The 16,016-nt window shown below is 37.6% G+C and carries 11 protein-coding genes; 6 read left to right on the top strand and 5 right to left on the bottom strand.

Annotated features, from left to right (window positions below):
- Positions 1-131 precede the first annotated feature (131 nt).
- Positions 132-761, top strand: coding sequence for a class I SAM-dependent DNA methyltransferase (locus UABAM_RS23390; RefSeq protein ID WP_151970417.1), 630 nt, complete (start codon positions 132-134; stop codon positions 759-761).
- A 10-nt stretch (positions 762-771) separates the two neighbouring features.
- On the opposite strand, the gene UABAM_RS23385 is transcribed toward UABAM_RS23390, so the two are convergent.
- Complete coding sequence (locus UABAM_RS23385) at positions 772-1,806, bottom strand: amidohydrolase family protein (protein ID WP_151970416.1); 1,035 nt, start codon at positions 1,804-1,806, stop codon at positions 772-774.
- 390 nt (positions 1,807-2,196) lie between these two features.
- A complete protein-coding gene (locus tag UABAM_RS23380; protein WP_173013526.1) occupies positions 2,197-5,160 on the bottom strand; it encodes a tetratricopeptide repeat protein in 2,964 nt (987 codons plus the stop codon).
- 289 nt (positions 5,161-5,449) lie between these two features.
- On the opposite strand from UABAM_RS23380, the gene UABAM_RS23375 reads away from it, so the two are divergent.
- Positions 5,450-7,195 (top strand): metallophosphoesterase, encoded by a 1,746-nt coding sequence (locus UABAM_RS23375; RefSeq protein ID WP_151970414.1) that lies wholly within the window; start codon positions 5,450-5,452, stop codon positions 7,193-7,195.
- A gap of 21 nt (positions 7,196-7,216) precedes the next feature.
- On the opposite strand, the gene UABAM_RS23370 is transcribed toward UABAM_RS23375, so the two are convergent.
- Both UABAM_RS23370 and UABAM_RS23365 read right to left on the bottom strand, forming a co-directional pair.
- Positions 7,217-7,423: a hypothetical protein gene (locus tag UABAM_RS23370; RefSeq protein WP_151970413.1), complete on the bottom strand. Its 207-nt coding sequence runs from the start codon at positions 7,421-7,423 to the stop codon at positions 7,217-7,219.
- A gap of 105 nt (positions 7,424-7,528) precedes the next feature.
- The gene (locus UABAM_RS23365; protein ID WP_173013525.1) at positions 7,529-8,419 is read right to left on the bottom strand and encodes an SEL1-like repeat protein; all 891 of its coding nucleotides are present in this window, start codon (positions 8,417-8,419) and stop codon (positions 7,529-7,531) included.
- A 334-nt stretch (positions 8,420-8,753) separates the two neighbouring features.
- Between UABAM_RS23365 and UABAM_RS23360 the strand changes: the two genes are divergently transcribed.
- Complete coding sequence (locus UABAM_RS23360) at positions 8,754-10,760, top strand: serine/threonine-protein kinase (protein ID WP_151970411.1); 2,007 nt, start codon at positions 8,754-8,756, stop codon at positions 10,758-10,760.
- Between the two features lie 149 nt (positions 10,761-10,909).
- Positions 10,910-12,526, top strand: coding sequence for a serine/threonine protein kinase (locus UABAM_RS23355; protein ID WP_151970410.1), 1,617 nt, complete (start codon positions 10,910-10,912; stop codon positions 12,524-12,526).
- 49 nt (positions 12,527-12,575) lie between these two features.
- On the opposite strand, the gene UABAM_RS23350 is transcribed toward UABAM_RS23355, so the two are convergent.
- A complete protein-coding gene (locus UABAM_RS23350; protein WP_173013523.1) occupies positions 12,576-14,117 on the bottom strand; it encodes an FHA domain-containing serine/threonine-protein kinase in 1,542 nt (513 codons plus the stop codon).
- A 667-nt stretch (positions 14,118-14,784) separates the two neighbouring features.
- On the opposite strand from UABAM_RS23350, the gene UABAM_RS23345 reads away from it, so the two are divergent.
- Entirely contained in the window at positions 14,785-15,555 is a 771-nt protein-coding gene (locus UABAM_RS23345; protein ID WP_151970408.1) for a caspase family protein, read from the top strand.
- Positions 15,546-15,773: a 3-coathanger stack domain-containing protein gene (locus UABAM_RS34270; RefSeq protein ID WP_390882105.1), complete on the top strand. Its 228-nt coding sequence runs from the start codon at positions 15,546-15,548 to the stop codon at positions 15,771-15,773. The genes UABAM_RS23345 and UABAM_RS34270 overlap by 10 nt, the downstream gene beginning before the upstream one ends.
- Positions 15,774-16,016: the final 243 nt, after the last annotated feature.

Below are 16,016 nucleotides of genomic sequence, written 5' to 3'. Positions count from 1 at the left end.
CTGTTATTTAAATAAAAATGTAAACTATCTTACCAAATATTGAAGCGAACCATATCTTGAAATTATGTCTTCAAAAAGTTATTATACTCATACTTTATAGCGCGCCAAGAGGCACATTTGAGGAAACGACTATGTCAAAGCAATCACAAGAGCATCTCGACGAAATAGAAAAGTATACCATTGGACACTATGACGATCATGCACAATCCTATTGGTTGGGAACCAAAGATCATGATGTCAGCCAAAATATAGACGCTTTTTTGCAAGCTATGCCACAAAGTAAAGCTTTGGATATTTTGGATTTGGGATGTGGTCCAGGTAGGGATGTTTATACTTTCAAATCCCTCGGGCATAAACCTACCGGACTAGACGGGAGCAAGGAATTTTGCCTCATTGCGCAAAAGTACAGCAATTGCCCTATTTTGCACCAGAACTTTTTAAAACTGGATCTTCCTGAAAGTTCTTTTGATGGTATTTTCGCCAACGCTTCACTCTTTCATATACCAAGCCAAGAACTACATAGAGTTTTGTGTCAATTACACCAAGCTTTACGACCCGGAGGAGTACTATTTTCCTCAAATCCCAGAGGCGATGCCGAAGGATGGCAAGGACAACGCTATGGCCACTTCATGGAGTATGAAACTAGTAAAAACTACCTCGACAAAGCCGGTTTTCAAATCATTCACCATTACTATCGTCCCAGTGGACAGCCAAGAGAAAGACAACCATGGTTAGCCATTGTTAGTCAGCGTAAAGACTAAGACAATGTTGTCATGTCGTAATGTCTATGCCTAACCAATCGGTCACGTTCTTGTGCCAAATTTCTTCTCCTTCTTGCTGTGTAAGAATACCTGTCTCTACAGCATAGTCAACAACGCGTCCAGGATAAGACGTTCCGACACCTTCCATTTCTCCTAGTGGATACGGATCATCCAACCCCATAATAATTTGGCTAGCTCCTACTCGTTTCTTGATCAATTCGAGAGTATATGCATCGTGAACTAAGGTGTCGAAGTACAGGTTTTTATGCCCAAGTGTTTTTCTGGGGTCCTCCAGACCTTCAAATATATCTTGTCGGCCGTCAAATCCTTGAATTCTGCGTCCATAATTGGCAATCCCCAACATTCCTCCATGTGCAAAACTGGTCCGCAGTTGTGGATACTTGTTTGGTAAATCGCGCAAAGTAAACAGATGAAGAGTATCCGCACATTGGGCCATCATCCAAATCAAATGAAATCTCCAATATTGATTTTTCAAAGCGATCATCTTCTCTCCATCGTATGGATGAATTTGAATGGCCAATTTGTATTCATTCGCTAATTCGTATATCGGATCAACTTCTGCTTCGGCAACAGAGAGCCATTCTTCATTTGCATTCAAGAAATGGGTGGGCAAACAAAGCATTTTTAAACCGAGTTCATTCACACATCTATCGATCTCTTTTAGAGCTTGGTCCAGGTACAATGGTTGCACAACGAAACCACAAGTAAATTTACCAGGGTAATCTGCTTGAACAGAAGCATTGTAATCATTCTGAAAACGAATTCCATCATAACAATCTTGTTGTTCCCAACCGTTACAATACAATTGAGAGAGACAAAGCATTACCCCATGATCGATGTTGTGACGCTCCATCCACTCTAGCTTTTCTTTAATAAAAAAACTAGGGTCGGTAATTGGTCTAGACCAACTGCCTTGCCTCATAAATTTCTTGTCGTTATCAATCCAAAAAAGTTTTTTGTCTTTCATGAACTGAGGAATTTGAGTAGGCTCTGGTAGTATATGTCCATGTCCGTTGATTCGCATAATGTTTGTACCTCAAATTTGTTGTGTGGAAATTTGGTTAGTTAAGGTTATGTTGCAAACTTTATAATAGAGACTATCTCTAGCGGAAATTTTGGCGATGGAATAAACAATAAAATCCCCTGGGTAAGTTTATTGCAACAAGTATAACTGTAGAGCTTTCATTATACAAAATTGAAAATGACTGGATAATATTTTTTTGAAACGCAGAGGATAAACATGTCTTACTTATTACGAAAAATTGTCAGAGTAAATATAGTTATTGTGGCCTTTATACGATTTAATATATTTTACACATACGAACAGAAAGGTGACAGACTCAACACACTGCATCTCATAAGTGTTTCGTTCACAATGCCATACAGATTTTTCTAGAAAAATCCCAACTCGATGCTATTGATTTCTTAATTTTTGGAATTTCTGGAAGTGGTACTGTGCTTTTTTTTGATTACGTAGAGCGTTGTAGCAGACGTATAGGCCATAATGAGCTTGCCAGACATTTGGAGATAACGCTGTTACTTGTAAGAAATCCGCTTTTGCTAGTTGGTACTTTCTTTGGTTAAGGTAAAGACTTCCACGACTATTGTAACCTTCAAAATTTTTAGGGTTTAACTCTATTAGTTTGCTAAAATCCGCCTGTGCTAAGTCATATCTTCCTATGTTAAGATAAAGAATTCCGCGTTTGCTGTAAACATTTTCATTCTTGGGATTGACGGCGATTGCTTTGCTGAAATCAGCTAGAGCTAAATTGTACTTTTTAAAATTGAAATGAAGACTCGCACGATTGACATATGAGTTGGCATCTTTGGGGTTTATATCGATCACTTTGTCGTAGTCAGCCTTTGCCAAGTTATACTTTCCTTGATTTCCATAAAGGCTAGCGCGATTGATGTAAATATTCACGTCTTTGGGATTAAGCTCTATTGCTTTACTGTAGTTAGCTTCTGCTAAGTCATATTTTCCCATGCTGTGATAAATATACCCTCGATTGTAGTAGGCATCAGAATCTTTTGGTTTGAGTTCTCTTGCTTTATTAAAGTCTGCTAAGGCCAATTGATATTTTCCTGAATCGCGATAGAAATATGCGCGGCTGATATAGGATATATAAACGGAAGGATCTATTTCAATTGCTTTGCTAAAGTCTGCCAAAGCGAGATGCGGCTTTTTGATAATACGATACAGATTTCCACGGTTGCGATATGCGTCATAGTTTTTATGGTCAATGGTAATGGCCTTGCTGTATTCAACTAGCGCCAAGTCATAATTTTTTAAAACACGATGAATGTTTCCGAGGTTGTTGTACGCTTCCGTTTGTTGAGGATTAAGAGTAATGACTTTGTTATAGTCTACGAGCGCCAAATCATACTTTTCTTGATGCATATAGACATTTCCACGGTTGTTGTAAGCTTCTACGAATGTAGGATCAAGTTCTATTAACTTGTTGAAGGTGGCCAGTGCTAAGTCATATTTTTTTTGACTTAAGTAAATATTTCCACGGTTATTGTAAGCATTGACAAATTTAGGATCAAGTTCTATTGCCTTGTTGTAATCAGCTTCTGCTAGATCATGCCTTTCTTGATGTACATAAACATCTGCACGGTCAAAGTAAAAATCGACATCTTTGGGGTTGATGGCGATTGCTTTGTTGAAATTCGCCAAAGCCAAATCATATTTTTTTTGAATTGCATAGAGATTTCCGCGGTTTCTGAAGGCATTTGCCTCCTTGGGGTTAAGGGTAATGGCTTTGTTAAAGTCAGCCATTGCTAAGTCATGTTTCCCTTGACGGAAATAAAGACCTCCACGGTTGTTATAAGCGTTTGGGTTCTTGGGATCAATTGTAATCGCTTTGTGATAATCCGCCATGGCTAGGTCATATTTTTCTAAATCATGATAGACACTTCCACGGTTTGTATAGGTATTCGCTTTATTAGGATCGATGACCATTGCTTTGTTGAAGTCGGCGATTGCCAGATCGTACTTTCTAAGATTTCGATAGAGAACACCGCGGTTGTTGTGGGCATTTAAATTATTGGGGTCTAACGCTATGGATTTGCTAAAGTCACTTAAGGCTAGATCGTACTTTTTTAATTCGCGGTAAAGAACCCCACGGTTGTTGTAAGGACTTGAATTTTCAGGGTTGTTTCTGATTTTTGTGGTGTAATACTCAATACTTTTTTCGATATTACCGGTTTGTGCGGTGATGAATCCTTTCACAAAGCTCCAATCTTGGTCTTCTCCATAATTTTCGACATCTTCAAAAACTTCCGAAAATAATTCCGCAAATTCATCATCTTTTTGCAGAATTTCATATTTTCGTAGAGAGTACTTCAATGCTGTCATTACTTTGTTTAGGGCCGCCTTCGTTTTATTTTTTTCCTGTTCTGTTTTTTCATTTGCCTGCTGAGCATAGTTTAGTGCTCTTAGAGTAACCCCAAGAGAACATGCCAGAATGATGAAAATCATCGCTATGCTGCTACAAATTACTTTATGTTTACGAATAAAATTGGATAGGACATCCCAAGAGTTGTACCTGCGAGCGATGATAGGGCGACGCGCTTTGAAGTTTTTTAGCTCTCTCGCAAGTTGTTTACAATCTTTATATCTTTTTTGGGGATTTCGCTGCAAGCATTTTAGGCAAATGGCTTCTAAATATTGCGAAATGTCTGGGTTCAGTTGCCGTAGGGGAATGGGAGTACTTCCGGTGATTTGCACAATGATATTGATATCTAACTCTCCCTGGTATACCGTTCGGTAAGTAAGAGACTCGTACATAGTTGCTCCCAAAGAGTAGACATCACTAGCAAAACTTGCCTTGCCTTCTACTTGTTCTGGAGCCATATAGTAAACCGATCCCAGTATTTGGCCTGATTTAGAAAGTTGTTTCGATTGCTCGGATTGTTTTGCCAATCCAAAATCCATGATTTTAGGGACCCCGTCTTTGGTAATCATGATATTCTCTGGTTTTAAATCGCGATGAATAACATTATGAGAGTGCGCATAATAAAGCGCTTCACAAATGGGAATCATTAAGTTAACGAGTTGCATAGGTTTGATTTGTTTATTCTTGATTAAGTGTGCTAGTGTTACTCCCTCAATATACTCCATCGTAAAGTAAGGTTGAGGGGAATTCCCATATTCATAAAAACGTACGATATTAGGATGATTTAACTTGGCAATAGTTGCGATCTCTAAAAAGAACCTATCCAGGTTCTCTTTTTCTGCACGCGTAACGATCTTTAATGCCACAGTTGTTCGAAATTTCGTATCATACGCTTTGTAGATACTTCCCATTCCCCCTTGTCCTAATTCCCCTAGGATTTGATATCTGTTCAGACCTTTTGAAAGTTGATCTTTCATCGCATTCATTCCTTGATTCATAAGGTACATTTTATGTACGCATCTCGATTTTGTGCTGTTGTAGCTTAATCATATACTGTTATTGCTATTATTCTTACAATGAACAAAACCTATCATTTTTACTTTAAACGCAAACGCAAAGCTGATTCTATAAATGTGCATGTTTCAATGAAAACTCTTTACATTTTCGACTTTCAAACTATCATATTTTCAATACTTGATCTACAGATAAATGCGAAATGATACGTCTCTCATCTCTTTCCAAATTTCTTTTTAGTTGATACAAAAAATGAAAATACTCAGTCCTAACCTTGGGTGCCCGCTTGTTGTAGACGTACAAGGAGAAGATTGTTCTCTACCAGTCATAGCGAGTTTACCTATAACTTCATGGAAATCAGATATAGAGGCCATGGAAGTTCAAATAGTTCCCTCGCATTCTCCCGATGCACCTAAATTCTCTTTACACATTAAAAATGCATATTGCATTGAACATCCTGATGGCACACGTAGTTTTTCCCACATCGAACAAACACGCGATGTGATTTCGTTAGCGGTGCAACAGGCACTAGTACCATCTGACCACACAATCGTCCATTTAGAATTCTGCCTAAGCCACGTTGTTGATTTTGTGAAAGAAAAACACAGCAACCAGTTGTTCGATTTGCAAGTGACCTTCGAAGGTCGCGTTGTCGAAAACATACAGTCGTTGTATATTGCTTCTCTCGGCAACCGTCCCGTTCGCCTTTTACAAATAAACGACCTACACCTTGCAAAGCGCAATGACACCTTAGAGTCCTATGCCGCAACGTTTGGAGAAAACTCTTTTATTAACTCCAACCGTCATTTCCGCCATGTGCTACAACAAATCAACTGTATGGCCCAAAAAGGAGAACTAGATGGGGTGTTGATCATTGGTGACCTAGTGGATTTTTCGGGAGTAAAACTCGAAGAAGAGATTCCAGGAAAGGACAACAACTGGCAACTATTCCTCAAACTAGTTCGCGAAAGTAAACTTTCTGTTCCTATTTTTACCTGCACAGGCAATCATGACTGGCGTGTTTATCCCTACAATCTATTCCATTTTGGTTACCACAAAGACTTTGGTATCTCCAAAAAACTTCCCTTTGATCCCTATCATTTAAATTCTCCTGCCGAAGTAAAAAAAACGATAAAAAAATTCGCCAAAACATCTCCTGTAAGATCTGCGTGTATAGCCGCCAGTATTTTCGCTTTTGTATTCCTTATAGGAATTTTGTGGGCTACGTGGCCGATGACTTCATGGCAACTCTCCTTATCTCTATTGCTGTATGTTTTTGTTCAGTATGGAATCCATACATTTTCTAGACTTTTTGTAATACGCGGAACTATTCCGATGTGCTCAGACATTCGTTCATTGATTCCCTACTTTGAAAATATCACCCCCTATTTTAATCTTGCCGTACGCTTTGGGCAGTCTACCATTATCTTGATGGAAAGCGGGGCGGATATTTTCTACGAAGAGACCATCACTCAGCAATCTCCTCATCTGCAAAAACAAATTAACATTTACAAGGGTATTTCCGAGGGAATAGTGAAAACAAATGGCTTTTGGGAGAAAAACTTATACAGTGACTTTCCCCAATTACATTGGCTGGAGGAAGTCCTTAAACTGAATCCCAAAGGAACGATTATTGCCATGCACGCATCTATCGTTTGCGATTTTAGTACCGGGACAAATCAGATTTTGCTAAAGGAAAGAGAAGGCTACGTTGGTCATAACAGAGAGTTATTTCTGCAAAAATGCGATAAAAAAGTGCTTGCTATACTGACAGGTCATGCGCACGAAAATGCACAAGTACTTTTATGGCGCGCTACCAACGGTGAATTTTATCTGCGAGAGTGTTGTGGTTTTGCGAAACTGCCGTCCTCGATTCTTTTGACAACGACAGCGGCGGTCGGACCAAAGTACCACAAAGCGGAGAAACCTCCCTACTCCCGACTATGGGAAATTACACCGACAAAAATTATTCGATTTGACTTACATACAGGAGAATAAAATGAATGTAGAAAATGTCAGCTATTCTTCATAGACCACTGTTCCAGAGGAATCCACAATTTTTACATACTCAATATTGACAACAATTGGCTTTTCTTCAGAATCAATGTCAATAACAACAGAGTCATCAATATGCTCAGTATAATCCCCCTCATCTAATATTTGATATACCATATCTAGATCATCGGCATCGACATCTCTTTCAATCAATGCCGATTGATTCAACAACTCGTTCTCATATTCAGATTCTAGTTTGAATGTAACTTTAAAAATTCCCATTGACCTGCCTTTAATAAATTTCAGTGAAAACTAGACACAATAGCAAATAAAGTATTACTTAGGAGATTTCTTCCATTTTTTCAACTTCTCTATTGCTTGAATATTTCCTTGCTGTGCAGCTTTGTTATACCAATCGAAAGCCTCACTGTAACTTTTGCTTACACCTTTTCCTTCTTCATACATCTCACCTAAGTGATACATTGCGTCCGGATCATAGCTGATCTTTTTATAGCATTCAACCGCTTTTGCATAATCCTTTTCTTTCTTGCATTTCTCCGCCAGAGTAAAGTAATGTTTCTTTTGGTTTGCGATATACTTTTTTTTACTCAGTTCTTGCGCGTTTTTTATGTATACCACTGCCCAAATGACAAACACTATAAATAGAATTGCAATGATGATGTAGGTTAATTTACTTGCAAGCTTAGTTGTATTTTCCTGGGGAGATTCATGATGCTCTATATCTCGTTGCAGTGAAGATGGATCGACATAATATTCGATGGTTACCTGTGGCAAAGATTTTTGCAATTCTTCTATTTGCTCTTCGCTTACCTCTGACTCACTCAATTTAAGAATTTTGAGATTGGTGAGGTTTTTGAGATATACGAGTCCTTCATCCCCTACCGTTGTTGCTCCTAGGTTAAGTTGCTGGAGGTTAGTGAGGTTGGCCAAGTGTACCATTCCTCTATCTCCTACATCTGTACCAAACAGATCAAGATCTGTCAACTGAACAAGATTTGCCAAATGAACCATATCTTTATCAGTTACACTCGAACGTCCCAGGTCTAATTCACAAAGATTGACAAATTTTGCCAAGTGCGCAGCATCAAAGTTTTCCGATTTGCGTAAGCTAAGTCCTGTAACCTCGTCGCTTTCCAGTTCACTGATCTCTTCATCTACTGAACCCCAAAGACGACTCAGGTCGACAAAATACTGTGGTTTTTCCATTTTTATTTCCTTGATTTCATCCATAAAGAAAACTCGCAAAATTTTAGACGCTCGATGAGTTTTACTTCTCGATTTTTTTTGTTTGTATCTATGCGAGTCTATCACTATATTTAAATCTTTATTTACATGAGTCTGTCACTATATTTTGATTCCCCACGGAGTGATTGTAAATTCATGCGAGTCCGTCACCATATTTACTCCAATGTTTTATAAACACATACAGATATTTGTCTGTGTACTCTCGGTGGTTTCATTTTAGTCGTTATACCAATAAATTCAATGGTTTTGTTGGAGCTAGTAAAAAAAATGGCTGAAAATTTTCAACGGAGAATTCATGACATTACTAAATAAACGGTACATTATACAAAAAAAACTTGGGCAGGGCGGTATGGGGGCTGTGTACCTTGCGCAAGATACACACATCAATAACTTCGTGGCTATTAAAGAGTGTATTCTAGAGCATGATCAAGAAAACTTGGTGAAGCGCGTCAAACGTGAATTTTATTTCATGAGAAAAATCCAACATCCCAATGTGATACGTGGCCTAGATTCTTTCGAAATCGGTAACAAATATTTTATTGTCATGGAATACATTAAAGGTACTACGCTTGATGAGTTTATTCGCAACTACCCACAATCCATATCCTTTGATCATCAATTGGAAATCGTAAAACAAATCTGTAGTGCTTTGGTTGCCATACATCGCGAAGGTATCATTCATCGTGACCTAAAGCCGTCAAATATTATGCTCACCGGAAAGGAACTGACTCCCAAAATCTTAGATCTTGGGCTGGCAAAGTCGACCAATAAAGAACTACTTACCATCACCAAGTCACGTAGTTTACTGGGAACACCTCCTTATATGAGCCCAGAACAAATAGAGCCCCATTTAAAGGTAACAGCAAGCTCAGATGTTTTCGCTCTTGGAATTGTGTTCTACCAGTTTTTTGCGTGGTTACCGCATTCTCCTTTTATGGCGAAGGGTTTTACTGCGGTGATGAAAAATGTATTGTCACTTGAACTAGCTCCTCTGTTTGCCGCAAAACAAGAAAAAAAATTCACCTATATTGCCCAAGTTTTGTCATTGGCTTTGCAAAAAAAACAAGAGGATCGCATACAATCTTCACCAGAACTTCTGGCATTGTTCTCAAGCAAAAACTTTGTCTTGCCCGCTCGAAGCACAAAAAAAACTACGGTAAGTAAAAAAACAACTGTTATACGTAAGGATTATCGTAAAACAGTAGAACAAAAGTCAAAACGCAAAGCCAAAAAAACAAACCGTAACCTAATTTTACTGAGCATTACCATTTTTACGGTACTTGGTTTGATTCTTTTATTTTCCGAGATGTCCACCACAGAAAACGCCAGAAAACTTTCCAAAAAATATAATCAACAAGGCTACAAATACTATGAGGAGGGCAAATACGACCTAGCGATAAAGACTTATAGCAAAGCCATTGCAAAAGATCCGGAGAATGCAACGGCTTATATGAATCGCGGGTTCTTGCATAAAAAACGAGGAATGAAAAACGAAGCCCTCCAAGACTACAACAAAGCAGCGTCCTTAAAACCAAATAGCTCTATATACAACAACATTGGCTCGCTGTACTACTCGCTAGAACTCTTTGATCTGGCACTACAAAACTACAATAAGGCCAATCAGCTTGATCCGAGAAACTACAAGGTATACAACAATCGCGGAAGTTTATACTATGCGCAAGGAAAATACGATTTAGCACTCAAGGACTACTATCAAGTTGTACGCATAAAACCAAAAGATTCCAACGTATACAATAGTATAGGGAATATTCATTATGAAAAAGGAGAGTACGATCTCGCTTATGTAGAATACCAAAAAGCGATTGTAATAGATCCCAAAAACGTTACTCTATACGTGAGTCGCGGAAATTTATACTATGTAGAAGGAAAGTACGCTTTGGCATTACAAGACTATAACAAAGCAGAGCAACTCAAACCCGATGATCCTTCCATCTATGCAAATAGAGGTTACCTGTATATAAAACAACAAAAATACGACTTGGCCATCCAAGATTACAACAAAGCGCTCCATTTCAACTCTCGGGATGCCTTTTCATACGGCAGTCGTGGATTGGCTTATAAGAAATTGGGAAACTATAAGAAGGCGCTTGAGGACTATAACAAAGCCTTGCAACTCAATCCAAAAGATACCTTTTGTTATACAAATCGCGGTGTTGTACACTGTGACTTAAAAAACTACGCGGCAGCGATAGCGGATTGGGAAAAATCAATTTCCTTAGGTGGAGATAAAAATACTTTACAGAAGTGGATTGCTCAGATAAAAAAGATTCGTAGTGAATAGACGTATAGGTTTTTATTATTTTCAGTCAATATTTTTAAGTCTGACCGAATTTAAAAAACAATTTCGAACATTGTGGATGCCTAGTGCTTTTTTGACATTAACTATTTTAGGATCTATCTGGTATCTGATGTTCTACAATCAAACTACTCATGAAGACTTCACAGGTGGTGATTAAAGTGCTAGATAAAAACATATTTAAAAGTTTAGAAATGCTTAAAAGGGGTGTCAAATTATATAAAACAATGGCACATTCCCCTAATACTGTGGAATTTTTTGGGTGGGGAAATTTTGATGATACCAAACTATTTTTGGTTATGGAATATACGGATGGTCAAAGTTTGCAAGCACTAATGACCCGCAATATCTCTATTAAAAGTAGTATGAAAATTGTATTTGCACTAATTTACGCATTAGAATATATGCATGGGCACAAAATTCTTCATCTCAGTTTACAACCGTCCAAAATTTTAATAGACAAGCAAAGTCGCAAAGTACAGCTGCTCGGTTTTTCTTCCAGAAAATATACAACAAACTTCGCTTCTTTAATACATAACTATATGGCACCAGAACTAATTCAGAATAGTGAGAAAATAAGTGCGCAAGCAGATATATATTCACTGGGAGCTATTTTATACCATCTTCTAAGCGGCCAAACTCCATATGGAGAAATCACGAGAACATCCAAGATGTTAGATGCGAAACTCAAGCAAGACCCTTTGACTCTCAACAATAAAGCAAATATTTTCACCGAGATTGTTAAAAAGGCAATGGCACCAGAGCCACAAAAACGCTATAAAAATGTCAGCTGTATGGCTCATGCGCTGCAAAAAGCAATAAATACCTACATAAAAATTACAAATATCAACATTGACTTTAATAAGTTTGTCTACAAAGCAGAGATTATACCCAACAAAGTGCACTTAGCACAACATCTGGATTATAACGTTCAAGCAGTCTTTAAAACTTTACCTAAAGGGTATTATAAAGAGGTAGTAAGAGGCTCCAGAGCCAGAGCGCGTGATAACTTTAACAGTTTTAAGACAAACATAGAGTCTATTCGTACAACATTGGTGCATCCAAATATCATACACATTTTTGGGTGGCATACAAGTGAACAAAAAGGGTGGCCTACAAGTGAACAAAAAGTATATCTCGTCATGGAGTATTTCAATGCTTGGAGCTTGGAACAGCTGATGGCAAAACTCAGAGTCATTCCATTGAAGTATAGTATACAGATAGCTGTTTGTATTGCAAGTGCGTTGAGTTGTATGCATCGCCATAAAATCCATTCTGCCCATCTCGCACCTTCTAATATTTTCATAGAGAAACAAACCGGTATCGTAAAAGTAAAAGTGCGGATGGAACAAGAAAGTTTTTGCCGATATGCGATAAGCATGGATGAAATACGAAGCACGCGAGATTACAAAGTAATGTTATACAAGGCGCCTGAATGTATAACAGGCCAAAATAAAAAATCTAAACAGGCCGATATATACTCATTAGGAGCTATTCTATACCACACTGTTGCTAACAAAGCGCCTTATGATGAACCATGTAAACATAAATATATAGAGGATATAGATGTAGTTATCAAGAATAAAGTAATGAGCCAAGATCCTATTCCTATTCAACAATTGCGAAAAAATATACCAGATGCTCTGGCTAAGACTATACACAAAGCACTCTCAAGAGACCCGGCAAAGCGCCACCAAAGTAGTGATGAGTTTGCGAAAGAATTACAAAAAGTTTTAGATGTCATAACGTAAAAGAATTGCTGTAAAACACAGACTAAATAGAATGGCAGAGTCTCTTGATTTATAAATTCTCTAACATATGTACCACCTCTTGCGCATTTTTAAACCTTTGCTCCATATTCCGTATCAAACAGCGCGAAATGATACTTTCCACTTGATGAGAAACCTGGACAAACTCACTAACAGAACAAGGCTTCGTTCTCTCATCTAAAATGGCAAACATCAGGTCGCTATTGGCGACATCAAAAATAGGTTTTCCCGTCAGCATATAAAAAAACAATGCCCCGGCAGAATATAGATCGCTACGAGGGTCTACCAAACGATATTCTTGGATTTGCTCAGGAGGTGTAAATAAAATGTCTTCTTCCTCCTCTTCATACAAAGACAATCCAGAGAGTCCCGCCATATCAAAATGCATTCCCAACCCAAAATCAACAATTTTCACAACATCATCAGGAGTAATATAAATATTTTTGGGATGAATCTTACGATGTACTATTTTTTGCTGATGTGCATATTCTAAAGCCTTAAACAATTGCAAAATAATCTTTTTCGCGCGCTGCTCCGAAAAAGTACCGACCAAACGAACTTCATCCCAAATAGATTTTGCATCCACCCATTCAGTGGCGAGATATAATTCATTTCCACTACAATCGCCGGAGTAAAACAAACAAATATTGGGATGCACCAAGGTATGTAAAAACTGTATTTGTTCAAAGAATCTTTTTAATCGCGATTTGCTAAACGAATTGTCGATCTCCATGACTTTAAGACGCGCGTATTCTTTTGTTTGTACATTTTGAGCTTTATATATAGTCCACGGACCTTCTGAAACCTTTTCTAATCTTTCATATTCAGGACGATCATCCTCAAATAAAGTCTCATTGTAATTTTCATCTACCACATCCACAGTGTGAATCTTTACTTTTAACACTGTACGGCCAACCTTTAAGACATCGCCATCTTTTAAAAAAACCCCTTCGCCTTTTCCGTATTTTTGGCCATTGATAAACGTTCCGTTGCGGCTTCCCAAATCCTTAATTAAGCACTTGGGAGGATTCATTTCCAGTACACAGTGGATGCGAGAAGCATAGCGATCTTGTAAAACACGGCAATTGGTGGATGAACCTCTACCCACCATTAAAGTATCGTGTTCGTAAAAAGTATTGGGGTCCAATTTGCTGCCCTGAATGATTTCAAGTTTGACATACGTTCCGTCGTTTTTAACCTTGTCGCTTTTGGTATCTGAAACTTCGACCTTTGATGGTGCTAAAATTTGCATACACTTTTTGTCTGTTGGACGTTTTTTGTAATCTAGCACTTGCGAAGGCGTGTTGGCTAAAATTTCTTGCTTCTTCAACGCTCCTGGAGAAAAAGTGTCTTTTTGTGCTACGTTTGTTGCATTCTCATCGGAAGTTGGTTCATCGTCTAACACGGTATCCATAACACCTATTGTTTGGGTAGCAACGGTCTGTGTTATTTTGGGAGGTTGCGTCCACGAGGAAATAAGTATTTGTTGTTGTTCCTTGTATTGTGTCTCGTCAATTAGTTTACGGTTGTATAGATTTTTTAATTTTCGTAGTTTTTCATCTAAGTTATCCATGGGGCACCTCATAATACTAACATTACAAAACATTTGCTACTCTAACGTTTTTGGTCGTCATGGTTTGAAAGTCTTTAAAAAAAGGCATTTGTGGGGATCCAGCAATACAAAATTGACTTTCAAATGCTAGATTCCGACTTTTGTGGGAATGACATGAGGAATAAACTATATCAAGATACACCCACTAACCAGTAAATCCGATTCTACCCAATTTGTGGGTATTATAAAATCTTTAAGTAAAATAAGAAAAGAGCTTTTATATTTTTTATTTTTTGCGAAAAGGTGCTAGAATCAAGATTCCGTTATCTTTGTCAATCAAAGGCGAAAAGTTGACAGTCGTAACCACTCTCATTTTCGGGAGTACTTTTACTGAAAAGTAGTTAGAGCACAGCGAAAAAAGCATGTAGGATACAGATACAAAATATGGATAACATGAGAAGGAAGACTTCCACGATCAATTGATGAGGCTTTAGAAAAAAATCCTCAAGTTTTAACTTGCAAATTGTTTAGGCTTAAAAATAAACAAAAGGATGCAACCTATACCGTATACGGCAAAATTTATGGTAGTCAAAAAAATTTATGCTCCTAAGGAACGTTACATAAAAAGCCCATGAATTGTTAATATCAATGGCTACCTTGTATTAAAGACTATATTTTGGAGAAACGTATGAAGTATTTATCTTTATTTTTGTTATTGTTTTTATTTTCGATAAACACTACAGCTCAAAAATTACACATGATTTCTATCATAGACGTAGAAGACGAAAGCATCGGAGAAGGTTGTGAAAAAGATAGAAAAAATATGAAGAAAGAAAGAGATAGAATCGTTAAGTATTCTGGATTAGAAAAAGGCGAGTATTATGAGGGAATCAAGAAGAACTTTACAAAAGATTTTATCTTTGATTCTATTGCTAACTTAGAAGCGAGTGGCTCTGATACCATTCTGTTTTACTACTCTGGCCATGGAGGAGCCGCAGATAAATTAACATTTGCGGGTTCCCTTGACAAGTTACCTAGATTAGTTGTAGGGAAAGACTATCCAAGACTATCTTACATTGTTGAGCTGTTAGAAAAAAAAGATGTTTTCTCTATTATAGTTATCGCAGATTGCTGCAATAACTATTCGTTTCAAGATCCCAAAGAAGATGAAATATTTTTTAGTTTATCGAAAGAGAATGTTCGAAAAAATTACCACAAATTGTTTTATGAAACAGAAGGAACGATCATTGCCACAGGCTGTGAACCCGGACAATTTTCGTATGGCCCGGTAACCGGTGGAGCTTTTACCAATGCTTTCCTTGCGAGCCTAAAAAAAAGAGCTTACGCAGATGATACCAGTTGGCGCGAGGTCATGGAAATGGCAATATCAAGAGTTTTGAAAAAATATAAGAAACAACACCCACAGTATGTTTTAGATATTTCAAAACACTGTTTTTAGCCGGTGGGCGTGGTACAACAAGTATTGCCAAGGTTTTTTTATTTGAAGATGTTAAGAAGAAAAAACCAGAATATTTTGCCGTAGAAAGTGTCGAGGCTGGTGGGAAATTTTGTGTTCGAGAAGATGAAGTTGTCTCATTTAAAACCAAAGGTTCTGTTTTGCTCAAGAAGGGCTTCCATGCAAAAAAGGGAAGTTTTTTTAGTGCCACGGTGGAATAATATTGCCATTGATCGAGCAAATAAATATAAAAAGTAGTTTTGGTAACACAAAAATAAAGCGATTGAAGATTTTCTGGCTCAAGCAGAGTTAAGTGATCTAAAGAAATAAAACTATATTACTTTGAACTACTCAAGGGGCTGCAATTTAGTATTGTAGTCCCTTATTTTTTTAGAAAGGTAATCTCTAAGTAGCAAACTCTTGCGTCGTTTTGGAATATTTTGGTAGGATATTCTTGATAAATT

Source organism: Candidatus Uabimicrobium amorphum, from assembly GCF_009002475.1.
GTDB lineage: Bacteria > Planctomycetota > Uabimicrobiia > Uabimicrobiales > Uabimicrobiaceae > Uabimicrobium > Uabimicrobium amorphum.
Note: the sequence above shows the minus strand (reverse complement) of the source record. Positions and strands in the feature narration are given on the sequence as shown.